Source organism: Pseudomonas sp. GD03875 (genome assembly GCF_029840585.1).
In the GTDB taxonomy this organism is placed as follows: domain Bacteria; phylum Pseudomonadota; class Gammaproteobacteria; order Pseudomonadales; family Pseudomonadaceae; genus Aquipseudomonas; species Aquipseudomonas paralcaligenes.
In genome coordinates this window covers 1-24,977 of the sequence record NZ_JAOCCV010000042.1, presented here as the reverse complement: position 1 = coordinate 24,977, position 24,977 = coordinate 1, and the positions used below count along the sequence as shown (strand labels likewise).

The 24,977-nt window shown below is 68.3% G+C and carries 22 protein-coding genes; 11 read left to right on the top strand and 11 right to left on the bottom strand.

Annotation, left to right across the window (positions count from 1 at the left end):
• Positions 1–95: 95 nt before the first annotated feature.
• Positions 96–914, bottom strand: coding sequence for an AraC family transcriptional regulator (locus tag N5D30_RS23890; protein ID WP_279910970.1), 819 nt, complete (start codon positions 912–914; stop codon positions 96–98).
• Between the two features lie 458 nt (positions 915–1,372).
• Between N5D30_RS23890 and N5D30_RS23885 the strand changes: the two genes are divergently transcribed.
• The gene (locus N5D30_RS23885) at positions 1,373–2,140 is read left to right on the top strand and encodes a hypothetical protein (RefSeq protein WP_279910968.1); all 768 of its coding nucleotides are present in this window, start codon (positions 1,373–1,375) and stop codon (positions 2,138–2,140) included.
• A 40-nt stretch (positions 2,141–2,180) separates the two neighbouring features.
• On the opposite strand, the gene N5D30_RS23880 is transcribed toward N5D30_RS23885, so the two are convergent.
• Positions 2,181–3,386 carry a PilT/PilU family type 4a pilus ATPase gene (locus N5D30_RS23880; RefSeq protein WP_279910967.1) on the bottom strand — a complete coding sequence of 402 codons (1,206 nt, stop codon included), beginning with the start codon at positions 3,384–3,386 and terminating at the stop codon, positions 2,181–2,183.
• Between the two features lie 135 nt (positions 3,387–3,521).
• Here N5D30_RS23880 and N5D30_RS23875 point away from each other — a divergent pair, with 135 nt between their 5' ends.
• On the top strand, positions 3,522–3,800 hold the full coding sequence (locus N5D30_RS23875) for a peptidylprolyl isomerase (RefSeq protein WP_279910965.1): 279 nt from the start codon (positions 3,522–3,524) through the stop codon (positions 3,798–3,800).
• A gap of 12 nt (positions 3,801–3,812) precedes the next feature.
• On the opposite strand, the gene N5D30_RS23870 is transcribed toward N5D30_RS23875, so the two are convergent.
• Positions 3,813–4,265: a DedA family protein gene (locus tag N5D30_RS23870; protein WP_279910964.1), complete on the bottom strand. Its 453-nt coding sequence runs from the start codon at positions 4,263–4,265 to the stop codon at positions 3,813–3,815.
• Positions 4,266–4,498: 233 nt separating this feature from the next.
• Here N5D30_RS23870 and sph point away from each other — a divergent pair, with 233 nt between their 5' ends.
• Positions 4,499–6,013, top strand: a complete 1,515-nt coding sequence (gene sph / locus N5D30_RS23865; RefSeq protein WP_279910963.1) for a sphingomyelin phosphodiesterase — start codon at positions 4,499–4,501, stop codon at positions 6,011–6,013.
• Between the two features lie 160 nt (positions 6,014–6,173).
• The gene (locus tag N5D30_RS23860; RefSeq protein ID WP_279910962.1) at positions 6,174–6,518 is read left to right on the top strand and encodes a hypothetical protein; all 345 of its coding nucleotides are present in this window, start codon (positions 6,174–6,176) and stop codon (positions 6,516–6,518) included.
• Between the two features lie 48 nt (positions 6,519–6,566).
• On the opposite strand, the gene N5D30_RS23855 is transcribed toward N5D30_RS23860, so the two are convergent.
• Positions 6,567–7,775 carry an ammonium transporter gene (locus N5D30_RS23855; protein ID WP_279910960.1) on the bottom strand — a complete coding sequence of 403 codons (1,209 nt, stop codon included), beginning with the start codon at positions 7,773–7,775 and terminating at the stop codon, positions 6,567–6,569.
• Between the two features lie 350 nt (positions 7,776–8,125).
• Here N5D30_RS23855 and N5D30_RS23850 point away from each other — a divergent pair, with 350 nt between their 5' ends.
• The 4 genes from N5D30_RS23850 to N5D30_RS23835 all read left to right on the top strand — a co-directional run bounded on the left by N5D30_RS23850 (position 8,126) and on the right by N5D30_RS23835 (position 10,506).
• Positions 8,126–8,518, top strand: a complete 393-nt coding sequence (locus N5D30_RS23850) for a DUF883 family protein (protein ID WP_220815214.1) — start codon at positions 8,126–8,128, stop codon at positions 8,516–8,518.
• A gap of 13 nt (positions 8,519–8,531) precedes the next feature.
• Positions 8,532–8,936: a phage holin family protein gene (locus N5D30_RS23845; RefSeq protein ID WP_262880210.1), complete on the top strand. Its 405-nt coding sequence runs from the start codon at positions 8,532–8,534 to the stop codon at positions 8,934–8,936.
• Positions 8,933–9,256, top strand: coding sequence for a hypothetical protein (locus N5D30_RS23840; protein ID WP_279910959.1), 324 nt, complete (start codon positions 8,933–8,935; stop codon positions 9,254–9,256). The genes N5D30_RS23845 and N5D30_RS23840 overlap by 4 nt, the downstream gene beginning before the upstream one ends.
• An 86-nt stretch (positions 9,257–9,342) precedes the next feature.
• Positions 9,343–10,506: an EAL domain-containing protein gene (locus N5D30_RS23835; RefSeq protein ID WP_279910958.1), complete on the top strand. Its 1,164-nt coding sequence runs from the start codon at positions 9,343–9,345 to the stop codon at positions 10,504–10,506.
• A gap of 14 nt (positions 10,507–10,520) precedes the next feature.
• Here N5D30_RS23835 and N5D30_RS23830 read toward each other — a convergent pair whose 3' ends face one another.
• Complete coding sequence (locus N5D30_RS23830) at positions 10,521–11,648, bottom strand: GGDEF domain-containing protein (RefSeq protein WP_279910957.1); 1,128 nt, start codon at positions 11,646–11,648, stop codon at positions 10,521–10,523.
• Positions 11,649–11,807: 159 nt separating this feature from the next.
• Here N5D30_RS23830 and N5D30_RS23825 point away from each other — a divergent pair, with 159 nt between their 5' ends.
• The 3 genes from N5D30_RS23825 to N5D30_RS23815 are packed head-to-tail and all read left to right on the top strand — an operon-like array spanning position 11,808 to position 17,212.
• Positions 11,808–13,139 (top strand): deoxyguanosinetriphosphate triphosphohydrolase, encoded by a 1,332-nt coding sequence (locus tag N5D30_RS23825; RefSeq protein WP_279910956.1) that lies wholly within the window; start codon positions 11,808–11,810, stop codon positions 13,137–13,139.
• A 4-nt stretch (positions 13,140–13,143) separates the two neighbouring features.
• The gene (locus N5D30_RS23820; RefSeq protein ID WP_220815219.1) at positions 13,144–14,193 is read left to right on the top strand and encodes an FUSC family protein; all 1,050 of its coding nucleotides are present in this window, start codon (positions 13,144–13,146) and stop codon (positions 14,191–14,193) included.
• A 49-nt stretch (positions 14,194–14,242) separates the two neighbouring features.
• The gene (locus N5D30_RS23815; protein WP_279910955.1) at positions 14,243–17,212 is read left to right on the top strand and encodes an HD domain-containing phosphohydrolase; all 2,970 of its coding nucleotides are present in this window, start codon (positions 14,243–14,245) and stop codon (positions 17,210–17,212) included.
• Here N5D30_RS23815 and N5D30_RS23810 read toward each other — a convergent pair.
• The 6 genes from N5D30_RS23810 to N5D30_RS23785 all read right to left on the bottom strand — a co-directional run bounded on the left by N5D30_RS23810 (position 17,209) and on the right by N5D30_RS23785 (position 24,964).
• Entirely contained in the window at positions 17,209–18,543 is a 1,335-nt protein-coding gene (locus tag N5D30_RS23810) for an MFS transporter (protein WP_347881213.1), read from the bottom strand. The two genes, N5D30_RS23815 and N5D30_RS23810, sit on opposite strands and share 4 nt — an antisense overlap.
• Positions 18,544–18,670: 127 nt before the next feature.
• Positions 18,671–19,873 carry an acyl-CoA dehydrogenase family protein gene (locus tag N5D30_RS23805; RefSeq protein WP_279910953.1) on the bottom strand — a complete coding sequence of 401 codons (1,203 nt, stop codon included), beginning with the start codon at positions 19,871–19,873 and terminating at the stop codon, positions 18,671–18,673.
• A gap of 77 nt (positions 19,874–19,950) precedes the next feature.
• Entirely contained in the window at positions 19,951–21,375 is a 1,425-nt protein-coding gene (locus N5D30_RS23800) for an LLM class flavin-dependent oxidoreductase (protein WP_279910952.1), read from the bottom strand.
• The gene (locus N5D30_RS23795) at positions 21,353–23,011 is read right to left on the bottom strand and encodes an ABC transporter ATP-binding protein (RefSeq protein WP_279910951.1); all 1,659 of its coding nucleotides are present in this window, start codon (positions 23,009–23,011) and stop codon (positions 21,353–21,355) included. Before N5D30_RS23795 ends, N5D30_RS23800 begins: the two co-directional genes overlap by 23 nt.
• Complete coding sequence (locus tag N5D30_RS23790; RefSeq protein WP_279910949.1) at positions 23,008–23,892, bottom strand: ABC transporter permease; 885 nt, start codon at positions 23,890–23,892, stop codon at positions 23,008–23,010. The genes N5D30_RS23795 and N5D30_RS23790 overlap by 4 nt, the downstream gene beginning before the upstream one ends.
• A 16-nt stretch (positions 23,893–23,908) precedes the next feature.
• Entirely contained in the window at positions 23,909–24,964 is a 1,056-nt protein-coding gene (locus N5D30_RS23785; RefSeq protein WP_279910948.1) for an NADP(H)-dependent aldo-keto reductase, read from the bottom strand.
• Positions 24,965–24,977: the final 13 nt, after the last annotated feature.

Here is a 24,977-nt window from a genome sequence, read left to right as displayed (position 1 = left end):
CTCACTGATTCCATACTTTGTTTTCAACAACCTCGGTCATTATCTCGATAAAAGCAGATAGTAATCTGCCAATGGCATACGCTTGAGTGCCGATGCTAAATCTTGACGGCCATTTGCCTTCGAGGATCGATCACATACTTGGCCAAGGTATTCCTCGAAAACGCATAGGAATGATTGACGCCAAAGAAGCCACTGTAGCAACGGGAAAGATGCGCGGCGTCGGTGAATCCGGCTGTCTTGATGGCTGCGGCCGAAGGCATTCCCGATAACGACAGGGTCACGAAATCGATCAGGCGATACCAGAGGCGATGCCTGCGGATCGGCACGCCCACATGCGAGTTGAAGAGCTTTATGAGGCCGGACTCCGACAAGCCCACTTCACTGGCCAGCAACTTGACGGAAATATTGAGCGCGGCGGTATCGCGCAACCGCTCGATGATGTGGGTGACCCTGGGATCGACCGCGGCATCGATGCCTTCCGAATATCGCCGGACAAGGTGCTCGACCCGCTCCTGAGCGCCGTCGAAACAGGGCTGTGCATCACGCAGTTGGCGGAGGTCTTCGATCAACTGGCCTTCATGCCTGTGATGGTGGAAGACGCCTCGATGGATCGAACGCATCTGGCGTCTCAGCAATTGCAGATCGGCTGTGCCCGCATCCAGATAACAGGCGGCCAGCACCGCTTCCCGATTATCGATGGATAGCCTGCTGCCGGCCGGAATCAGCACGCTCCGCGCGCCGATCCAGCGCTCGTCGCAGGGCGTGCGGAACCTTACGCAACCCTCCAGGCACACCATGAGGGATGAGGCGGCCGAATGCAGGTCCCGTATATGCAACTGGTTGCGGCCGAGGTACAGGTAGCGTCTGTTCGATACATAGACCAGGGCAGGAAGTCTTTCACATTCTGCGGACAACGCTTATCAACTCTTTCTTGTTGTTCTTATATACGGCAAGCCACTCAACATCATGCGCGAAGATATAGATAGATGGCCCTGCAGCCCTTGTCATCAGACATTCACTCGAATACTGGAAACCACTCTCCGATTACTTCTTATGGATTAGTGAAAGAGTCAGTGCAATCCATCGAAAGCACTACAGCCGTACACAGGGAATATTTGTACGAACTGAGAACACCCCGACATTGAGAGCACATTCAGAGGGCTGCTAGTTTCCCAGCCAGCTTGCACTCGCAAGCAGCCGTCATCGCTTTCGGCAATAACAACAAGATCAATGAGGTAATGACATGGAAATCAAGGCAATACTTGCCAGAACGACACTACTTATCGCCTCGCTGCTGGTCAGTACCCATGCGTTCAGTGCCCCAGGCCCCTCCGCTCCCTGCAGTAACTGCACACGTGGCCCGGCGCCCACCGTGGCCTCTCTCAAGGCATCCTCCGGCCCGTTCAGCACCGCGAAGTTCTCGGTCTCCGGGTATCTCAAAGGCTTCGGCAACAGCACCGTCTACTACCCGACGAACACCAGCGGCAAGATGGGCGCCATCGCCGTCATTCCCGGTTATCTGTCGTACGAGAGCAGCATCGAATGGTGGGGGCCGCGCCTGGCCTCCCACGGCTTCGTGGTGATGACCATGAACACCAACTCGATCTACGACCAGCCGGACAGCCGGGCCACCCAGCTCAGCAAGGCGCTGGACTACCTGATCTCCCAGAGCGGCTCCTCGTCGAGCCCGATCTACGGCAAGGTCGACAGCAGCCGGCTGGGCGCCATCGGCTGGTCCATGGGCGGCGGCGGCTCGCTCAAGCTGTCCACCCAGCGCTCGATCAACGCGATCATCCCGCAGGCGCCCTGGTACCTGGGTTCGAACACCTTCAACACCATCAATACCCCGGCCCTGATCCTGGCCTGCAGCGCCGACACGGTGGCCCCGGTGTACCAGCATGCCTCGCCGTTCTACAACCGGATTCCGGCCTCCACGCCCAAGGCTTTCCTGGAGATCTACGGCGGTTCGCATTTCTGCGCCAACTCCGGCTACCCGAACGAGGACCTGCTGGGCATGTACGGCATCGCATGGATGAAGCGCTTCATCGACTTCGACAGCCGCTACAGCCAGTTCCTCTGCGGACCGAACCACGAGTCCGACTACGCCATTTCCGAGTATCGGCAGAACTGCCCCTACTGACGGCAATGGCCGGGGCGCCCCGCATCGCCCCGGCCCGTTCTCAGATCCCCTGCCGCCCCGGGTCTTCCGGCGGGCTCTCCTCCTCGATGTCCTCCAGCTTCAGCTCCATGCCCCAGCTCGCCACGTCGGCCACCGGGGCGGGCGCGGGCTTGGCAGCGGCGGTGCTGGCGGCTGCGTTGGCCGGGTTGTCGCGGTACAGCTTGAGCTTGAGGCGCACGTTGTTGGCGGAGTCGGCATTCTTCACCGCCTCTTCCTCGTCGATCACCCCTTCGTGGACCAGGTCGATCAGCGCCTGGTCGAAGGTCTGCATGCCGAGGTTCTTCGACTTCTCCATGATCTCCTTGAGTTCGGAGAACTCGTTGCGCTTGATCATGTCGCGCACGGTCGGCGTGCCCAGCATCACTTCCACGGCGGCGCGGCGCTTGCCGTCGACGGTCTTGACCAGGCGCTGGGAGACGAAGGCGCGCAGGTTGTTGCCGAGGTCGTTGAGCAGCTGCGGGCGGCGCTCCTCGGGGAAGAAGTTGATGATCCGGTCCAGCGCCTGGTTGGCGTTGTTGGCGTGCAGGGTGGAGATGGCCAGGTGGCCGGTGTCGGCGAAGGCCAGGGCGTGCTCCATGGTCTCGCGGTCGCGGATTTCGCCGATCAGGATCACGTCCGGTGCCTGGCGCAGGGTGTTCTTCAGCGCGGCGTGGAAGCTGCGGGTGTCCACCCCCACCTCGCGCTGGTTGATGATCGATTTCTTGTGCCGGTGCACGTACTCCACCGGGTCCTCGATGGTGATGATGTGACCGCCGCTGTTACGGTTGCGGTAGTCGATCAGCGCCGCCAGGGAGGTCGACTTGCCCGAGCCGGTGCCGCCGACGAACAGCACCAGGCCGCGCTTCTCCATCACCGTCTTGAGCAGCACCTCGGGCAGCTTGAGGTCTTCGAACTTGGGGATTTCCATCTTGATGTTGCGCGCGACGATGGAGACCTCGTTGCGCTGCTTGAAGATGTTGATGCGGAAGCGGCCGACGTTGGGTATCGAGATGGCCAGGTTCATCTCCAGCTCCTTCTCGAATTCGCCGCGCTGCTCGGCATCCATCACCCCGGCGGCGATGGCGGCCACGTCGCCGGGCTTGAGCGGCTCCTGGCTGAGCGGCTTGAGCACGCCGTTGAACTTGGCGCAGGGCGGCGCCCCGGTGGACAGGTAGAGGTCCGAACCGTCCTGGCTGGACAGGATTTTCAGCATCTGGGTGAGGTCCATCGCGCGCGCTTCCATCCGAATCACGTTAACAAGGTAGGCCAGCCTGGCCGGAGCGTTTGGCCTGAAAATTGGCGTCATTCTGATGGCGTACGAATTGCTGGCACAATAGCGCCTTCGCAAAATGAGGAGCCGATCATGCCCAAGGCGATGGCCCGCCACATCCTGGTGAAGACAGAAGCCGAAGCGGCCGCCCTAAAGAAGCGCATCGCCGCCGGCGAGGCCTTCGACGTGCTGGCGAAGAAGTACTCCACCTGCCCCTCCGGCAAGAAGGGTGGCGACCTGGGCGAGGTGCGCCCGGGCCAGATGGTGCGCGCGGTGGATCAGGTGATCTTCAAGAAGGCCCTGCGCGAGGTGCACGGCCCGGTAAAGACCCAGTTCGGCTATCACCTGATCCAGGTGTTCTACCGCGAGTGAACGCGGCTCGGGTCAGGCCCAATCCAGTGGGGCCCAGCCCAGCGTGATGGCGGCCAGCGCCAGGTAGCGGCCGGTCTTGGCCAGGCCGACCAGCAGCAGGAAGCTCCACCAGGGCTCGCGCATCACCCCCGCCACCAGGGTCAGCGGATCGCCGATCACCGGCACCCAGCTCAGCAGCAGCGACCAGCGCCCGTAACGCCTATAGGTGGCCTTGGCCCGCTCCAGGCGCGCGGCGCTCACCGGGAACCAGCGCCGCTCGCGGAAGCGCTCGATGCCCCGTCCCAGCGCCGCGTTCAACACCGAACCCAGCACATTGCCGACGCTGGCCACCGCCAGCAACACGGCCACCGGCTGCCCGCCGCCCAACAGCAGGCCGACCAGCAGCGCCTCCGACTGCAGCGGCAGCAGGCTGGCGGCGCCGAAGGCGGCGAGGAACAGGCCGAGGTAGACGGAGAAATCGAGCAAGGCGCAATCCGGCGAGAAGGTCGGGCCAGCCTTATAGCCTGTTCGGCGCCGGACGCGAAGCCCGGCGGGCGCGGCGACTGGCCTAGACCAGAGATGAAACGGCGCTGTCATGAGCACGCCGTGCGCGCCTTGCAAAACTGTAACAGTGCTCCAGGATTCTTCGGGCGCCTGGTCTATTCCAGACCGGGAACGCCACCGACAAGAGGCCGTAAAGGCCACAGGAGTCCTTCAGGATGAAGTCCATCACGCTCGCCTGCTGCACCCTCGCCCTGCTCCACTTCTCCATCGCGCCGGCATCGGCTGCCCCCGGTGACCAGTACAAGCTGCTGGCCCACAACGTGTTCTTCCTGCCCGCCACGCTCAAGCCCGGCTGGGGCCAGGAAACCCGCGCCCGCCTCATCGCCCAGGCCGACTACATGAAGGGCCAGGACGCGGTGATCCTCAACGAACTGTTCGACAACCCGGCCGCCGCCATCCTGCTCGACGGGCTGAAGGCGGAATACCCGCACCAGACGCCCATCCTCGGCCGTTCACGCAACGGCTGGGACGCCACCCTCGGCGCCTACGCCGAGACCACGCCGGAGGACGGCGGCGTGGCCATCGTCAGCCGCTGGCCGATCCGCGAGCGGGTGCAGTACGTCTACGCCCAGGGTTGCGGCGCCGACTACTTCTCCAACAAGGGCTTCGTCTACGTCCGCCTCGACCGCGGTGGTCAGCCGCTGCACGTGATCGGCACCCACGCCCAGGCGGCCGACACCGGCTGCTCCGACGGCAAGGGCGCGGCGGTGCGCGCCAGCCAGTTCGACGAGATGCGCACCTTCATCGAGAGCAAGGGCATCGCGCCGAACGAGGTGCTGTTCATCGGCGGCGACTTCAACGTCATCCGCGACACCGCCGAATACCACGACATGCTCGACCGCCTGCAGGTGCATGCGCCGAACAGCTTCGCCGGCAGCGACACCACCTTCGACACCCGGCGCAATGGCATCACCCACTACCAGTACCCCAACCACGCGCCGGAATACCTGGACTACATCTTCGTCTCGCGCCACCACGGCCAGCCGGACTACTGGCACAACCAGGCGCTGGACGTCCCTTCGCCGCGCTGGAGCGTGACCCAGGCCGGCGCCACCTGGCAGTTCCAGGACTACTCCGACCACTCGCCGGTGGCCGCCTTCGTGCGCGCCGACGCCGGCACCCCGACCCGCGCCGCCAAGCCGCGGGAGAACCGCTACGGCCAGGTCACCCTGCGCAGCCAGAGCAACGGCAAGACCCTGCGCACCAGCGCCGGCCAGGCCAACGACTGGCTGCGGGTGACCGGCGACGGCAGCGAGGCGGAAAGCCTGTTCAGCCTGCGCAACTGGCACTACCCGGTGAGCTTCTGCATCCGCAGCGGCGACTATCTGGAGATCGAGTCGGTGCGTCATCGCGGCCACTGGCTGAACTGGTGGCTGGGCGGTGGCGGCGGCAACTACGCCTACTACCCCAAGGCCGGCGATTCCTCCAACCAGTTGCGCATCGAGCTGCCGAACAAGCCCACCGGCTGCCTGGCCGACGGTGACCTGGTGCGCCTGCTCGACCGCGACACCGTGCGCGGCACCGATTACTACCTGCTGCGCTGGCCCTCCGGCAGCTGGAAGGACCACCTCTACCTGTGGACCGGCAACGCCGCCGAGGCCGAGCAGTTCCGCGTGCAGTTGAAGCAGCCGACCGAGTACGAGGACTGGAGCGCCAGGCTGCGCTACTGACCCTCCCCCCGCTGCCGCCTCTCCGGGGGCGGCAGACTTCTTCGTAAGAGCCGATCACGAGCGGGCCGCAGGTCATGAAAGTGATAGCAATCTGACATTGACAGCCTCACCCGCCGGCCACCACCATCGGCTCTCCCCTCGACTGTGGATGGAGCCGTCCATGAAGCACCCGCTGACCCTCGCTCTCGCGTTCGTTTCCCTGTCCAGCGCCATCGCCATGGCCGACGCCACCGTCCAGATCGTCAACCAGTCGGGATGGGAGCTGCACGAGATCTACTTTTCCCCGGCCAGCCAGGACAACTGGGGCGAGGACCACCTGGGGGAAGACGTGCTCGAACAGGGCGACTCCCTGACCCTCACCGGCGTCGAGTCCGGGAACTGGGATATCCGCCTGGTGGACGAGGACGGCGACGAGTGCACTCTGGAAGACGTGCACATCACCGAATCCGAGCAATGGGTCGTCACCGAGGACGACCTGCTCGGCTGCCAGGCAGCCACCGACTGATCGAGCGAGCGGCCCCGGCGACAGGCCGAAGGCCGCCCCGAAGCAGCCTCAGTCCTGGCTGTTGGCGCCGATCTTGTGGATCGACAGGTCGGCGCCGTAGTACTCCTGCTCCTGGCTCAGGCGGATGCCGGCCACCGCCTTGAGCAGGCCGTAGACCAGGAAACCGCCGACCAGCGCCACCAGCACGCCCAGTGCGGTGCCGATCGCCTGGCTCACCAGGCTGACGCCGCCGAGACCGCCCAGGTAGCTCTGGCCGAAGATGCCGCAGGCGATGCCGCCCCAAACCCCGCACAGGCCGTGCAGCGGCCAGACGCCGAGCACATCGTCGATCTTCCACTTCACCTGGGTGGCGGTGAACGCCCAGACGAACAGCACGCCGGCGATGGCGCCGGTCACCAGCGCGCCGACCGGGTGCATCAGGTCGGAGCCGGCGCAGATCGCCACCAGGCCGGCCAGCGGACCGTTGTGCAGGAAGCCGGGGTCGTTGCGCCCCACCAGCAGCGCGGCGACGGTGCCGCCGACCATGGCCATCAGCGAGTTGACCGCCACCAGGCCGCTGATGCTGCCCAGGGTCTGGGCGCTCATCACGTTGAAGCCAAACCAGCCGATGATCAGGATCCACGAGCCCAGTGCGAGGAACGGGATGTTCGACGGCGCGAAGGCCACCAGGCGGCCGTCACGGTAGCGGCCGTCGCGGCGACCGAGCAGGATCACCGCGCCGAACGCCAGCCAGCCGCCCACCGCGTGCACCACCACCGAGCCGGCGAAGTCGTGGAACGAGGCGCCGAAGCGCTCGGCCAGCCAGGCCTGCAGGCCGAAGTTGCCGTTCCAGATCAGGCCCTCGAAGAAGGGATAGACCAGGGCCACGATCAGCAGCGTGGCGCACAGCTGCGGGCCGAACCGGGCGCGCTCGGCGATGCCGCCGGAGATGATCGCGGGAATGGCGGCGGCGAAGGTCAGCAGGAAGAAGAACTTCACCAGCGCGTAGCCGCTGCCCTCGGTGAGGGCCGCCGCCGGGGCGAAGAAGTTCACGCCGTAGGCCACCCAGTAGCCGACGAAGAAATAGGCCAGGGCCGAGACGGCGAAGTCGGAGAGGATCTTCGACAGGGCGTTGACCTGGTTCTTGTGGCGCACCGTGCCCACTTCCAGAAAGGCGAAGCCGGCGTGCATGGCCAGGACCATGATCGCGCCCAGCAGAATGAACAGGGTGTTGGAACCGTGGATGAGGGTTTCCACGGCGCTGTGTAGGTTTTCCATCGAAGGGTTTTCCCGGCAGAAAGGCACCAAAAAAGATCTCTTCCACGACCTGGCGCACCAAAGGCGAGCATAAGCCCCGGGTGCCGGTCGATGGCCGCACCCCGCTTCCGCGCAGAACACTCGCCGGAAAATCGAGGAATCGATTTTTCGGCTTGTTTTTCAGCGACATACGAAAAGAGGCAGCGGAACCACCATGGACTCGGCGCCCCTCATGGGGGCACCGTAGGGCCATGGCGCACCACGACGTGGCAAAAGCTGTGCCAGGGGTGGGCGAAAAAAAGCTGAACCTGGCCGCGACGGGGCCGCTCGAACCTGAAGAGTCCGCAACCACGATCTCAGGAGAGAGAGCCATGCCCACTACCCCTAACTCCGATCTGTCCGGCTTCGAAGCCACCGGCAAGAAAATCGCGTCGAACATCGACAAGGAAGCCCATCGCCGCAACCTGCGCGATGCGCAGAACGCCCTGTCGTCCGAGTTCCAGGCGCTGGTCAACGACACCGAGAGCCTGCTGAAGCAGACCTCCGAGGTCGCCGGCGTCCAAGTGGACGAGCTGCGTGCGCGCATCAGCAACAACATCGACCGGGCCAAGGTCATCCTCAAGGACACCGAGCAGACCCTGGAAGAGCAAGGCCGCCTGGCCGTGGCCAAGACCGAGGAATACGTCCAGCAGCACCCCTGGCAGACCCTGGGTGTCGCCGCCGGCGTAGGTTTCCTGCTCGGCCTGCTGGCCGGCCGTCGCTGAAGCGGGGCGCGCCATGGACGACATGCACATCGACGACCTGCAGCCCCAGCCGGCTCCAGAGCCGCCCAAGCCTTCCCTGAAGAAGCTGGGTGGTGCCGTGGTCGGCCTGGTGCAGGGCCATCTGGAACTACTGGGTATCGAGTTCCAGGAAGAGAAGTCGCGCGCCTTCCGGCTGTTCCTCTTCTCCGGACTCTGCCTGATCTTCGCGCTGTTGGTCCTGCTGGGCCTGTCCACCGTGGTGCTGATCGCCTTCTGGGATACCCACCGCCTGCCCGCCGCCATCGGGCTCTGCCTGGTGTTCGGCGCGGCACTGGCCTTCTGCGTGGCCAAGGCCATGCACCTGGCACGTCAGGGTGAGTCGCCGTTCCGGGCCACGCTGGCGGAGCTTGCACGCGACAAGGAGCGCCTGCTGCCATGAGCCAATCGCTATCCAGCGCGGCACGCCGCGACATGCGCAAGGAGTTGGTTCGCCTGCGCATGGAAATGAACCGCCAGCAGCTGCGCTACCACGCGCAGCCGCTGACCCACCCGCTGCAGCAGTTGCGGCAGGCGCGGCGCGGCAGCGCGACCAACGTGAAGACACCGCTGATGATGGCCGCCGGCGTGTTCCTGACCCTGTTCGGCGGGCGTCTGGGCACCTTCGGCAAGCTGGCGCGCGGCGCCATGGTCATCTATCCGCTGGTGAAGGGGTTGCAGCAGAGCAAGAAGAAGGACGCTCTCGAACTGCACCATCGTTGAAACATCTGGCCGCATTCTTGCAAAAGCGATGAGTCGTCGACCGGTCCGTCCGGTCAGGTTTTTTCATCTGAGCAAGGAAACGGTCCGTGATCGACGGGCAACCCACAGCAGTCTTCCAGCCCTTCATCGACACCGCCACCGGGCGCATCGCCGGGGTCGAAGCCCTCGGCCGATTGCGCCAGGAGGACGGCGCCCTGCGCTCGGTGGGGCCACTGTTCACCGACCCCAGGGTCTCCCCCGCCCACCTGCGCCGCCTGGATCGGCAGATCCGCGACGACGCCCTCTCCCGCCTGCACGCCGCGCCGCGTGAGTGGTTCATCAGCATCAACATCTCGCCGCGCTGGATCACCCGCATGCGCCCCAACCAGGCCCTGCACAGCCTCAAGCAGTTGCAGCGCCACGGCGTGCCGCCGGAGCGGGTGGTGTTCGAGATCACCGAGCTCGGCGGAGCCAGCCAGAAGCTGTCCGAGGTGGTGGCGCGCTACCGGGAAGCCGGGGCGCGCATCGCCATCGACGACTTCGGCGCCGGCTACTCGCAGCTGGACCGGGTACTGGCCCTGCAGCCGGACATCCTCAAGCTGGACATGCGCCTGTTCCAGGCCGCCGCCCGGGGCGGGCCCAGCGGCGAAGTGGTCAAGGCGCTGGCGCAGATGGCAGAGAAGACCGGCTGCTGGATCATCGCCGAGGGCGTCGAGACCGAGGCCGAACTGGACTTCGCCCTGGAGTGTGGCGCGCGCTACGTGCAGGGCTACCTGTTCGCCAAGCCCGAGGAGCGCTTCTTCGCCAGCGACGCCTTCGTCAAGCGCTTCGCCAAGCTCCGCGAGCAGTACGTGCAGCACAAGCTGGCCGAACGCGCCCGCCTGGTGAAGCTGCAGCAGCAGCTGGCCGAACTGATGGGGCTGGTGCGCCGCTGGGCCGAGCGCGGCGGCAGCCTCGACTCGCTGCTGCGGCCCACCGACTATCCCTGGCTGCTGCGCATCTACCAGTGCGACCGCCACGGCACCCAGGTCAGCCCCAACCTGCAGTGGGACGGCCAGCGCTGGCAGGAAGACGCCCGCTACCTGGGCCACAACTGGTCCTGGCGGCCCTACTTCTACCAGTTGCTGGCGGAAGGCTGGGCGGAGCGCCGGCTGACCCTGTCCAACACCTACCGCGACGCCACCAGCAACCAGTACTGCCTGACGGCCGGCCAGTTCATCGACAGCGGCCGCCGGCTCCTGCTGCTGGATATCGACGCGGCGGGCTTCTGACCGTGGGGTGACGACTACATCAGGATCGGCCGGTGGAAGGGGGCCAGCTCCATGCGGTCGCGGCCGTTCTGCTTGGCGCGGTACAGCGCCTTGTCGGCCCGCTCGATCAGCTCCGATACGCTTTCCAGCAGGTAATACTGGGCCACGCCGATGGACGCGGTGACGCGTGCCCCCTCCGGCAGGCCGTCGTAGGAGACCTCGGCCAGCGCCTCCTGCATGCGCTTGATGCAGTGCTGGGCCATCTCGATGGTGGTCTGGGGCAGGAACAGGATGAACTCCTCGCCACCGTAGCGGGCGAAGAAATCGGTGCTGCGCAGCAGCGGCTGCACGGTGCCGGCGAAAGTCCTGAGCACCTCGTCGCCCGCCGGGTGGCCATAGGTGTCGTTGATCCGCTTGAAGTGGTCGAGATCGAAGATACACACGCAGAAGCCGGCGCCGCCGCGGTCGGTCCGGTTCTTCTCGTGGCCGAGCATTTCCAGCAGGTAGCGGCGGTTGTAGGCCCCGGTCAGCTCGTCGTGGGTGGCCAGCTCGGTGACCTGCTGCAGCACCTCCTGCAACTGGGCATTGCTGGCCATCAGCTTCTTGCGCAGGTCGCTGATGCTGCCGCCGAGCACCGAGATGAACGGCAGGAAGACGGAGAAGCTGCACCAGAGCACCATCTCCACCGCCAGGTTGAAGCGCTCGCCGTCGATGCGCTGGATCACCGGCAGGGTCATGGCGTAGGCGGCGATCGTCAGCAGGCTGAGCATCAGCAACTGGCGGGTGCGCAGCTTGAAGCAGCCGAACATCATGATGATCAGCAGCACCACCAGGTAGGCGCCCCTCGCCTCGCCCGCGTAGAGCTGGGTGAACAGCACCATGGCGATGGCCGCCACCATCTGCGCCATGGTCATGCTCGGGTCGCGGAAGCGCCGGTTGATGCCGAAGTGGAACAGCAGGTAGAAGCCCAGGTTGGTGAGCGCCGCGATCACGGCCCAGACCTGCATCACCCAGGCGGGGGAAATATCGTTGTAGAGGGACACGCCCTGGGGAACGCTGGCCAGCACGTACATGGCCACGCTCATCAGGAAGCGGCGGACGCGCAACTGCTGCTGCGAGTTCCTGGGCAAGGCGGCTTCGGAGATCACGTGCGCAATGCTCATTGTTGTTATGTCTGCGATGTCACGACGATATCACCGTGGCCGCAAAAATCCCGCCACCGCCCGTCGCCCGCCCGGCGGACCGGGGCCACGGCGGCGGCCCCTTGCAGGCGCCGGCGCGAACGCCGAAGCTAGCGCCAAATGAATCGGCGAGGACAGCCCTTGGATTGGCAAACCCTGCTCACCCGCGAACGGCTGGGCAAACCCGTGCACAGCTCCGACGAACTCGGCCGCAGCCCGTTCCACAAGGATCACGACCGCATCATCTTTTCCGGCGCCTTCCGCCGTCTGGGCCGCAAGACCCAGGTCCACCCGGTCTCCAGCAACGACCACATCCACACCCGCCTCACCCACTCGCTGGAAGTGGGCTGCGTCGGCCGCTCCCTCGGCATGCGCGTCGGCGAGATGCTGCGCGGCGAGTTGCCGGACTGGTGCGCGCCGAGCGACCTGGGGGTGATCGTGCAGTCCGCCTGCCTGGCCCACGACATCGGCAACCCGCCGTTCGGCCACTCGGGCGAAGACGCCATCCGCCACTGGTTCCGCCAGGCCGCCGGGCGCGGCTGGCTGGACGACATGAGCGACGCCGAGCGCGCCGACTTCCTCAGCTTCGAGGGCAACGCCCAGGGCTTCCGGGTGCTGACCCAGCTGGAATACCACCAGTTCGACGGCGGCATGCGGCTGACCTACGCCACCCTCGGCACCTATCTGAAATACCCCTGGACCGCTCGCCACGCCGAGGCTCTCGGCTACAAGAAGCACAAGTTCGGCTGCTACCAGAACGAGCTGCCGCGCCTGGAGCAGATCGCCGCCAAGCTCGGCCTGCCGCAGATCGACGAACAGCGCTGGGCGCGCCACCCGCTGGTGTTCCTGATGGAGGCGGCCGACGACATCTGCTACGCGCTGATCGACCTGGAGGATGGCGTGGAGATGGAGCTGCTCGACTACGCGGAAGTCGAGGCGCTGCTGTTCGACCTGGTCGGCGACGACCTGCCGGAAACCTACCGCCAGCTCGGCCCCAACGACTCGCGGCGGCGCAAGCTGGCGATCCTCCGCGGCAAGGCCATCGAGCACCTGACCAACGCCGCCGCCCGCGCCTTCGTCGAGCAGCAGCCGGCGCTGCTGCAAGGCAGCCTCGAAGGCGACCTGGTGGAGCACATGCACGGCCCGGCCAAGCGCTGCGTGCTGCGCGCCAAGGCGGTGGCGCGCGAGCGGATCTTCCAGGACAAGCGCAAGACCCTGCACGAGATCGGCGCCTACACCACCCTGGAAATCCTCCTCAACGCCTTCTGTGGCGCGGCGCTGGAACAGCACTCGGGACGCGACCTCTCGTTCAAGAACCGGCGCATCCTCGACCTGCTGGCCCACTACGCGCCGGAGCCGGGCTGGCCGCTGTACCTGTCGTTCCTGCGCATGATCGACTTCATCGCCGGCATGACCGACAGCTACGCCACCGAAATGGCCCGGGAAATGACCGGGCGCTCCAGCCCGGTGTGAAACGATGAAGGCGCTGTTCCGGCAGGCGATCACCTGGCACGCGGGCCCTCCGGCCTGGGGCCCGGCGGTGGTCGCCGGCCTCGGCTGCGCCCTGCCCCTGCTGCTAGGCCTGTTCAGCGGCCACCCGGGCTTCCTCTGGGCCTCGGCCGGCGCCTTCCAGGCGGCCCAGGCCAACCCGCTGCACCGCTTCGGCATGCTTCGCCTGCTGCTGCTCGTCCTGCTCGGCGCCTGCAGCGCGGGCCTGGGCTTCTGGTCGGTCAGCCATCCCGCGCTCAGCCTCGGCCTGTTCGCCCTGTACGGCTTCCTCCTGGCCTGGCTGCAGCGCTTCGGTACCGAGGCCGGCAAGCTCGGCCTGGGCCTGGCGGTATGCCTGTGCCTCGGCCAGGGGCAGCACGGCCTGGGCACGCTGAAGAACGCCGACGCGGTGGCAGCCCTGTTCGTCCTCGGCGGCCTCTGGGTCGCCCTGCTCGCCTTCGGCCTGCGCGGAGTGCACGGCCTGCGCATGTGGCCGCACATGCCACGCCTGATGGCCGTCCTCAAGGTGCTCAAGCGCCATGCCAGGCGCCTGCCGGAACAGCGCTGGCGGCTGCACGCGCTGGGCTACACCCTGGGCTGCGCCGCGGCGGGCCTGATCGTGCAGGTGGCCGGGCTGCAGCGCGGCTACTGGCTGACCCTGGCGCTGATCGCCACCCTGCAGCTGGAAATGCGCGGCAGCCTGGTGCGCGCCTTGCAATTGAGCATGGCCAGCCTGTGCGCTTCCCTGCTGCTGATCTACTTCGGCCACAGCCTGCAGAGCCCGCCGCTGATGGTCGCCTTCATCCTGCCGCTGATCATCCTCAGCCGCGCCTTCCAGGCCCACCACTACGGCCTGTTCGTGCTGCAGGTGACGATCAGCTTCGTGCTCCTGGCCGAGAGCCTGTCCCACGACTGGCACCTGGCCCAGGTGCGCCTGTTCAACAGCCTGATCGGTGTGGTGCTGGCGATGCTGGTGGCGCTGCTGATGCACGGCCTGCAACAGTGGCTGGAACGCGGCAAGGCGCCTTCGCAATCCTGACCGAGCGTCTATGCTTTTGCCCTGACCGGGAACGCTGCGGAGCAGGAACATGCAGGGCAAGATCCACGGAAAAGGACGGCGCTTTCCACTTCACGTTCACATCAGCGTGCTGTTCACGCTCCTGCTGCTGGGCAGCGGCACCCTGCTCGGCCTGTTCAACTACCACCAGACCACCCGGATCATCCTCTCCAGCAGCCAGCAGCTGTTCGGCCAGATCCGCGACCAGGTCGAGGCCGACCTGCGGCACACCTACCAGCCGATCCGCCACCTGCTCGGCCTGCTCGCCCTCGATGATCGCGGCCCGTTTCTGGACACCCGCCAGCGCATGGGTCTGCTGCCGGTGTTCGCCCAGGCGCTGCGCGACAACCCGACGCTGGCCTCGCTCTACCTGGGCTACGAGGACGGCGACTTCTTCATGGTGCGGCCGCTGCGCGACGAGCGCCTCAAGCGGATCTTCGACGCGCCGGCCGGCGCCGCCTACCAGGTCTGGAGCATCGAGCGCAGTGGCGACGCGCGGCCGCTGTCCGAGGCGCACTACTTCGATGCCGGCCTCAACCCGATCAGCCGCCGCCAGCAGTTGAGTGAAAGCTACGACCCACGCAGCCGCGACTGGTACGCCAGCGCCCGGGCGAGCGGTGACCTGATCACCACCGAGCCCTACGTGTTCTTCTCCACCCGCGACGTGGGCACCACCCTCGCCCGGGTAAGCGCCAGCGGCGCCGTGCTCGGCGCCGACCTGACCCTGGCCGACCTGTCGGCGACCCTGGCGCGGCACCAGGTGACACCCTCGACCGAACTGGTGCTGTACCGCCCCGACGGCGCCGCGGTGGCCTACCCGGACGTGGAGCGGCTGGTGCTGAACAGCGAGTCCGCCGAACTGGTGCCGGTGGAGCGGCTCAGCCCGGCGCTCGGCGAGCTGTTCCAGCGAGACCTCGCCAAGGACCGCGAAGGCGCAATGAAACTCGCCGGCAAGCGCTGGCAGGTCTCCTACAGCCAGCTCGCCGAGGGCGGACCCAACGGCCTGCGCCTGGCCCTGCTGGCCCCGGAGCAGGAACTGCTCGCCGACGCCTACCGCATCCGCTGGCAGGGCGCGGTCCTCACCCTGGCGATCCTGCTGCTGTGCATCCCGCTGGGCTGGCTGATGTCGCGACTGCTGGTCAGGCCGCTACGCGCCCTGGTGGTCGAAGCCGAGGCCATTCGCAGCTTCGACTTCGCCCACCCCGCCAGCGGCCGCTCGCCGGTGCTGGAGATCGACCAGCTGGCGCTGGCCATGGGGCGGATGAAGGAAACCCTGTCCGGCTTCCTCGAGATCACCGCCAGCCTGTCCGCCGAGACCCGCTTCGACGCCCTGCTGCGCCGGGTGCTGCGCGAGACGGTGGACCTCAGCGAGGCCAGCGCCGGCCTGCTCTACCTGCGCGACCGCGACAGCGGCGCCCTGGAACCCCACGGCCTGTTCATCAACAACGAGCAGCACAGCCTCGAGGAACACCGCATCCCCACCTACGTGCCGGGCGAAGCACGGATGCCCGACTGGGTGCGGCAGCCCGCCGAAGGCGGCGACACCGCCGTGGCCTCGCTCGGCTTCGACCAGGCCAACGGCCTGCAGAGCCTGCTGCACACCCTGGACAGCCCCCGCGTGCACCTGGTCTGCACCGGCCTGCACAACCGCCAGGGCGAGACCCTCGGCGTGCTCCTGCTGCTGCACCGCGACACCGGTGAGGAAGCCGAACCGGCCATGCTGCGCCCGCAGCGCATCGCCTATGTCGAGGCGGTGTCCGGCGTGGCTGCCCTGTGCATCGAGAGCCAGCGCCTGCTGGAACAGCAGAAACGCCTGCTCGACGCCTTCATCCAGCTGATCGCCGGCGCCATCGACGCCAAGAGCCCCTATACCGGCGGCCATTGCCAGCGGGTGCCGGAACTGACCCTGATGCTGGCCCGGGCCGCCGCCGACAGCGAGTCCGAGCCGTTCCGGGACTACCGGCCGAGCGACGAGGACTGGGAGGCCCTGCACATCGCCGCCTGGCTGCACGACTGCGGCAAGGTCACCACTCCCGAGCACGTGGTGGACAAGGCGACCAAGCTGGAGACCCTGTACGACCGCATCCACGAGGTCCGCATGCGCTTCGAACTGATCAAGCGCGATGCCTGGGTGGCCTACTGGGAAGGTGTGGCCCGGGGCGGCGACGAGGCTGTCCTGGCCGACCTGCGGGACGAGACCCTGGCCACCCTGGACGAGGAATTCGCCTTCGTCGCCCGCTGCAACCTGGGCGGCGAGGCCATGGAAGAGGCTGACCGGGAACGCCTCGCCAGCATCGCCGGCAGGACCTGGACGCGCACCTTGGACGACCGCATCGGCGTGTCCTGGGAAGAAAACCAGCGCCAGGACCGCACCCCGGCGCCGGAGCTGCCGGTGCGGGAGCCGCTGCTGGCGGACAGGCCCGAGCACCTGTTCGAGCGCCCGCCCAGCGAGGCGATACCGGCCGACAACCCCTGGGGCTTCCGGCTGGACGTGCCGCCGTACAAGTACAACCGCGGCGAGCTGTACAACCTGGGCATCGCCCGCGGCACCCTCACCCCCGAGGAGCGCTACATCATCAACAACCACATCGTGCAGACCATCCGCATGCTCGACCACCTGCCCTTCCCCCGGCACCTGGCGAACGTCGCGGAGATCGCCGGCGGGCACCACGAGAAAATGGACGGCAGCGGCTATCCGAAACGCCTGAAGCGCGAGGACATGAGCCTGCCGGCACGGATGATGGCCATCGCCGACATCTTCGAGGCCCTCACCGCGGTGGACCGCCCCTACAAGCAGGGCAAGACCCTGAGCGAAGCGCTCGCCATCATGGCCCGCATGTGCCGCGACGCCCACATCGATCCGGAACTGTTCGCCCTGTTCGTCACCTCCGGCGTCCCCCAGGCCTACGCCGAGCGCCACCTGCGGGCGGAGCAGATCGACACGGTGGACAACACCGAAATCCTGGCCCGTGCCGGGCTCGACCATGCAGGGCGCCCCTAAGGGGTTCCCGTGACGGCGCTGCCGGCCTGCCGGCCCAGGCGGCGGAACAGCAGCCAGGACGACGCGCACAGCGTGCCGCACAGCAGCATCGCCAGGCTCAGGTCCGAGGCCTGGATGTCCGTGTGGCCGCGCAGGTTCATGATCGCGCTCAGCAGCACCGCCGCCAGGCCCACGGCCAGGCTCATGCTGAGCTGCATGGACATCGCCGACAGGCTGCTGGCGCGGCTGGCCAGCTCCGCCGGCACGTCGGAGAAAGTCAGCGCGCCCAGGGTGCTGAACTGCAGGGAACGGATGATGCCGCCGACGAACAGCAGCAGGACGATCACCCAGTACGGCGTCTGCGCCTCGAACACAGCGCACAGGGCGATGGAACAGCCGGCCAGCAGCGCGTTGCCCATTAGCGTGCGGCGGAAGCCAAAGCGCTGGACGATGCGTACCGAGAGAAACTTGATGGTCAGCGCGCCCGCGCCGCCGGCCAGGGTCAGCAGGCCGGCCACCAGCGGGCTGAGGCCGAAGCCCACCTGGAACAGCAGCACCAGCAGGAACGGCTGCGAGGCGCTGCCCAGGCGGAACAAGTTGCCGGCCCAGATCGCCGTGGCGAAGGTCGGCACCCGCAGCAGGCGCAGGTCGATCAGCGGCTGCGCCACGCGCCGCGCATGGCGCACGTAGAGCGACGCGCTGGCCAGCCCGACCAGCAGCAGGAGGACGGCCCAGGCGAGCGGCAGCAGGCCGTGGCCGATGGCCTCGAAGGCGAACACCAGGCAGGCCAGGCCGACCCCGCTGAGCAGGAAGCCGCGCCCGTCCAGCCGCGCCCCGGGCTGGCCCGGGTGGGCCGGCACGTGGCGGCGGATCATCAGGATGCCGAGCACGCCGATGGGCAGGTTGATCAGGAAGATCCAGTGCCACGACAGCACGCTGACCAGCAGCCCGCCCAGGGGCGGGCCCAGCACCGGGCCGATCAATGCGGGAATCGAGAGGAACGCCATGGCCTGCAGCAGATGCTCGCGGCGCGCCCAGCGCAGCAGGATCACCTGCCCCACCGGCACCATCATCGCCCCCGCCGCGCCCTGCAGCAGGCGCGACAGCGATAGTTGCAGCAGCGAGGTGGAAGCCGCACAGGCCAGCGAGGCGGCCATGAACAGGCCGATGGCGAAGACGAACACCCGGCGCGGGCCGAAGCGGTCCGCCGCCCAACCGCTGACCGGCACGAACAGCGCCACCGCCAGCAGGTACAGCGACACCACCAGGTTCATGCGCACCGTCGGCTCGCCGAACTCGGCCGCCATCTGCGGCAGCGCGGTGAGCACGGCGGTGGCGTCGAGCAGCTCCATGAACAGCGCGCAGCCGATGATGGTGGGCACCGCGCGGCGGAACGGTGGGGCCTCCACTGGCGGGACCACCGATGGCGAGGCCGCCGGCTCGGCCCGGGCGACCTCCAGGGGCTCCCGGCGGCCCACCTCAGAACAGCCCGGAGTTCGGCGGCTCCGTGCCCTTCAGGCGCCAGGCGCCAACCACCGCGGCCTTCCAGTGGCGCGGGTTGTGGTTGGCCACGGTGCGGGCGTTGCGCCAGTGGCGGTCGAGGTTGTGGCCACGCCCGGTGGTGGAGGCACCGCCGACGTCGAACAGCAGCTCGCCGGCCTTGAGCGCGGACTCCACCGCCAGGTACTGGGCCTGGGCCACGTCCACCGAGGCGCGGGTCACCGCCTCCTGGCTCAGCCCTTCGGCCCAGGCCGCGTCGATGCTGTCGGCGGCGCGCAGCACCAGGGCCTCGGCGGCGAAGGCGCGGGCGGAGATTTCGCCCACCGCGAGTTCCACGTAGGGGTCGTCCACCGAGCGGCTGGCGCTGCTGTGCTTGATCGGCCGGGCGTGGTCCCGGGCGAAGCTCACCGCGTCGTTCAGGGCGTTGCGGGCGATGCCCGCCTCCACCGCGGCGAGGAACAGTTGCAGGAACGGGGTGACGATGGAGCGCTGACCCTCCTCGTTCGGCCGCGTGCGGATTTCGTGCGCGTGCACCAGCACGTCGTTCAGCTCGGTGGTGCCGCTGGCGGTGAGGCGCTGGCCCATGGCGTCGAAGTCGTCGAGCAGCACCAGGCCCTCGCGGTCGCGCGGCAGGATGAAGGACACCGGCTGCTCGTTCTCGTCCAGCGCCACGGCGCTGACCCAGTCGGCGTACAGCGAGCCGGTGCTGTAGAACTTGCTGCCGCTGGCCCGGTAGTGCTCGCCCTCGCGCACGATGCGCGCGCTGATGGCGCCGTTGGCGCCGCCGATTTCCCAGCCGGCGTTGCCGAACACCTCGCCGGCCAGGTAGCGCGGGAACCAGCGCTCGCGCTCCTCCTCGCTGCCGCGCACCAGCAGCCCCTCGATGAAGGAGAAGCTCGGGCGCAGCGCCTGGGCGACGTTGGAGTCCACCGCCGCCAGGTCGACGACGAACTGCACCACCTCGCGCACACTGGCGCCGCTGCCGCCGTAGGCCTGGGGAATCCGCCAGGTCAGCAGGCGGTCCTCGGCCAGTTCGCGGATCTGCCGGTGCGGCAGTTCGCGCTGGCGCTCGCGCTCGGCGGCGCCCTCGCCTATCCGCGCCAGGCGCGTGACGGCGCGCCGGCGCAGCTCGGCCACGCCGAGGAAACCCTTGGAAGTAATGCTGGATAGCTGCAGGCTCATATCGATCATCCCGGTAGGCAGGGTGCGCAGTGCCGCAGCGGTGCGGCTGGCTCCCTGGCGTTGTTTCTTTCTCATGTTCATGCCCCCACGGCCGCCAGGGCCTCGGGCGGGAAACGCAGTGGTTCACGGGCGGCGCCGAGCGCCGCCGGGTCGCGGTAGCGCGCCCCGTGGTGGTCGCCCGGCAGCCGCGCGCGGCCGGCGCCGAACAGGCGCTCGCGCAGGGTCTCGCCGGGGGTGTAGGCGTCGCGGAAGCGGCCGCGTCGGCGCAGCTCGGGCACCACCAGTTCGATGAAGTCCCGCGCCGTCTCGAACGACAGGTACTGGCGCAGGTTGATGCCGTCGATGCCGTCCTCGTCGAGCCATTTCTCGATCTCGTCGGCCACCGTCTTCGGCGTGCCGGCGACGAAGAAGCGCCCCTCGTTGAAGCCGTTGATCCGCGCCAGGGCGTCGGCCACCGTGGCGTTCGGGTCGTTGTGCCGCAGCAGGCCCCAGGTCGCGCCATCCTGCGGCAGCACGTCGGCCAGCCGCGCCTGCGGCGGGAACGCGGTGAGGTCCAGCGGTGCCTGCATGTGGGCCAGGGCGCCCTCGACGCTGTGCAGGCGGCGGTAGCTGCGCAGCTTGTCCTGCACTTCCAGGTCGGTGCGGCCGACGATCACCCCGGCCTGGACGATGAACTTCAGCCCCGCCGGATCGCGGCCGTGGGCCCGCGCCTTCGCCCGCATCTGCTCGATGTTGCGGCGCACCGCCTCAGGCGTGGCGCCGCCGGTGAACACCACCTCGGCGTGGCGCCCGGCGAACTCCATGCCGGCCGGCGAGCCAGTGGCCTGGAACAGCACCGGGGTGCGCTGCGGCGAGGGCTGGCAGAGGTGCGGCCCGGCCACCCTGAAGTGCTCGCCCACATGGTCGATGTAGCGCACCTTGGCAGGGTCGGTGTAGACCCGGTTGGCCCGGTCCAGCAGCACCGCGTCGTCGTCCCAGCAGCCTTCCCAGAGCTTGTACAGCACGTCCAGGTATTCGTCGGCGATCTCGTAGCGGTGGTCGTGGGGCACCTCGCCGTCCAGGCCGAAGTTGCGCGCGGCGTTGGGCAGGTAGGAGGTGACGATGTTCCAGCCGACCCGGCCCTTGGTCAGGTGGTCCAGGGTGCTCATGCGCCGGGCGAAGGCGAACGGCGGCTCGTAGGTGGTGGAAAAAGTGGCGCCGAAGCCCAGGTGGTGGGTCACCGCGGCCATCGCCGGGATCACCAGCAGCGGGTCGTTGCTGGGTATCTGCACCGCCTCGCGCAGGGCGGTCTCGGGGCCGCCGCGGAACTGGTCGTAGGCGCCGACCACATCGGCCAGGAACACCCCGTCGAAGGTGCCGAACTCCAGCAGCTGCGCCAGTTCGGTCCAGTAGTCCAGGTCGTTGAAGCGGTGCCGGTTGTTCTCCGGGTGTACCCACAGGCCGTGGACGATGTGGCTGACGCAGTTCATCTCGAACAGGTTAATGAGCAATTGCTTCGACACGGACGCCGCGCTCCTCGTGGATGTACAGGAAGGGAATCGCCGCCAGCAGGGTGCGCGTGTAGGCGTGGCGCGGCCGGGCGAAGACCTCGCGCACGGGGCCGCTCTCGACCACCGCGCCGTCCTTCATCACCAGCACGCGGTCGCTGACCTGCTGCACCACGCCCAGGTCGTGGGAGATGAACAGGCAGGCCAGGCCCAGGCGTTGCTTGAGATCGGCGAGCAGCTGGAGGATCTGCGCCTGTACCGACACGTCCAGCGCCGACACCGGCTCGTCGCACACCAGCACTTCCGGCTCCGCCGCCAGCGCCCGGGCGATGGCGACGCGCTGGCGCTGGCCGCCGGACAGCTCGATGGGCCGCCGCGCCAGCAGCGCCGGGTCGAGCTGGACCAGCCGCAGCAGCTCCTCCGCCCGCTGCCGGCGCGGGGCGCCGGCGGGCACGGCGGCCACCGCCAGGGCCTCGTCCAGCACCCGGCCGACCGTGTAGCGCGGGTCGAACGAGCCGAGCGGGTCCTGGAACACCACCTGGATGCGCCGCCGCTCGCGGCGCTGCTCGGGGGCGGACAGCGAGCGCCAGGGGCGGCCACGCAGCAGCACCTCGCCGTCGTCCGGCCGCTCCAGGGCCAGCACCATACGCGTCAGGGTGGTCTTGCCCGAGCCGGACTCGCCGACGATGCCCAGGGTCTCCCCCGCGCGCAGCACGAAGGAGGTCGGCGTCACCGCCGCGCGGGCCTCGCCGTCGGGGCCGACGAAGCTCTTCGTCAGGTCCCGCGCCTCGACCACCGCCGGGCGTTCGGCGAAGGCGTCGGCGTTGTCGCTGGACAGCGCCGGGTCGCGCCGCACGTGCACCGCCGCGGCGGCGCGCAGCAGCGACTTGGTGTAGGCCTCGCGCGGCGCGTAGAGCACCTGCTCGACCGGCCCCTGCTCGACGATCTCGCCATGGCGCATCACCGCCACCCGGTCGGTCAGGCGCGACACCACGGCCATGTCGTGGCTGACCACCAGCATGGCCCGGTCGCGGCTGCGCAGGGACTCCAGCAGCGCCATGACCTGGGCCTGCACGGTGGCGTCCAGCGCCGTGGTCGGCTCGTCAGCGATCAACAGGTCCGGCTCGCAGGCGATGGCCGAGGCGATCAGCGCGCGCTGGCGCAGGCCGCCGGAGAGCTGGTGCGGGTACTGCCGGGCGCGCAGCTCCGGCTGCGGGATGCCCACCGAGCGCAGCAGCTCGATCACCCGCGCCTCCCGCTCCTCGCGGTTCAGCGTGGTGTGCAGGCGCAGCGCCTCGTCGATCTCGCGGCCGACCGGGCGCAGCGGGTCGAGGGAGCCGAGGGCGTCCTGCATGATGAAGCCGATGCGCCCGCCACGGATCGCCTGCCAGTCGCGCGGGCGGCGCGCCAGCAGGTCCTGCCCGTCGAAGCGCAGGTGGCCGGCCCGGACCTGCGCGCCCTGCCCCGACAGCCCGACCAGGGTGCGCGAGGTGACGCTCTTGCCCGAGCCGGACTCGCCGACCAGGGCCAGGCACTCGCCCCGGTAGAGCTGGAAGGACACGCCCTTGACCACCGGCTCGGCGCCGGCGAAGCCCACGCGCAGGTCGTTGACCTCGACCAGCGGCGCGAGCGGTGCGATCAACGTGGTCATGGCGCCTTGCCCTCGCTGTGCTTCAGCAGGGCGCGGCCCAGCGCGGTGATCGCTACCACGGTCAGGGTCACGGCCACGCCGGGCGCGGCCACCAGCCACCAGGCGTTGGCCAGGAAGTTGCGCCCCACCGAGAGCATCGAGCCCCACTCCGGCGCTGGCGGCGGCGCGCCGAAGCCGAGGAAGCTCAGCGAGGCGCCGGCGGCGATGTTGCCGCCGATGCTGATGGTGGCGAGGATCAGGATCGGCTTGATGGCGTTGGGCAGCACGTGGCGCAGGATCACCACCGGACGCGGCAGGCCCAGGGTCAGCGCCGCCTCCACGTAGGGCGCGCGGCGCACCACCAGGGTCTGCGCGCGGACCATGCGGGCGAAGCGCGGGATGCCGGCGATGCCGATGGCGATGATCGCGTTGAGCATGCCCTGGCCCCAGAAGGTGATGATCAGCAGGGCCAGCAGCAGGTCCGGGAAGGCCAGCAGCACGTCGACGAAGCGCATGATCGCCGCGTCGACCCAGCGATGGCCGAGGCCGGCCGCGAGGCCGAAGGCGACGCCGCCGAGCAGCGCGATGAGGGTGGCCGCCACGCCCATCAGCAGCGAGGCGCGGGCGCCGTGGACCAGGCGCGCGAACACGTCGCGGCCGTTCTCGTCGGTGCCCAGCCAGTGGGCCAGGCTGGGCGTCTGGAAGGCATCGCGGGCGCTGGCCGCCAGCGGATCGCTGCGCACCAGCCAGGCCGGTTCGAGGCTGGCCAGCAGCAACAGCAGGACGAACAGGCCGGCCAGCAGCAGCCCCGGGCGGCGCAGGGCAACCAAGGACCAGGCCGGCAGGCGCCAGCTCGGCACGGCGCGCGGGCCAGCCAGGGTGTCGGGAGCGGAAAGACTCATGGCGCGTTCCTCCGGTTCACGGCGACGGGTTGGGCAGGCGCGCGTGGATGGCGTCGATCGCCTCCACCAGGCCGTCGTCCAGGGCCAGCTCCAGGCTGCCCAGGTTCTCTTCCAGCTGCGCCAGGCTGGTGGCGCCGATCAGCGCGCTGGTGACGAACGGACGGTCGAGGACGAAGGCCAGCGCCAGCTGCGCCGGCGACAGGCCACGCGACCGCGCCAGCTCCACGTAGGCGCGCACGGCGCGGCCGGCTTCCTCGCTGGCGTAGCGGCCGAAGCGCCCGTAGGGCGAGCCGGCCGACAGCCGCGCGCCCTCCGGCTGGGCGCCGTCCAGGTACTTGCCGGTGAGCACGCCGAAGGCCAGCGGCGAATAGGCCAGCAGGCCCACCCCCTCGCGATGGCTGAACTCGGCCAGGCCACCCTCGTACTGGCGGTTGAGCAGGCTGTAGGGGTTCTGGATGCTGACGATGCGCGGCAGGCCGAGGCGCTCCGCGGCCTGGAGGAAGCGGGCCACGCCCCAGGGCGTCTCGTTGGACACGCCGATATGGCGGATCAGCCCCTCCTGCACCAGATCCGCCAGGGCGGACAGGGTCTCCTCGATGGCGACGCTCTCCTCGTTCTCCACCCAGGGGTAGTCGCGCAGGCCGAAGAAGTTGGTGCTGCGGTCCGGCCAGTGCAGCTGGTAGAGGTCCAGGTAGTCGGTCTGCAGGCGGTCGAGGCTGCCCAGCAGCGCGAGGCGCAGGTTCTTCGCATCGTGCCGGCTCTTGCCCTCGCGAATGTGGTTCTGCGACGGGAACCGGGGCGGACCGACGATCTTGCTGGCCAGCACGATATCCTGGCGGCGCTTGCTTTTCGCCAGCCAGGAGCCGATGAAGCGCTCGGTGCTGCCCCAGGTCTCGCCACGGGTCGGCGTGGGGTACATCTCCGCCGTGTCCACCAGGTTGACGCCCTGGGACAGCGCATAGTCGAGTTGTTGGTGGGCGTCGGCTTCGCTGTTCTGGTGGCCCCAGGTCATGCTGCCGAGGCCGATGGCGCTGACCCGGATGTCACTGTTGCCGAGTGGGCGGTATTTCATGGATGTGTCTCAC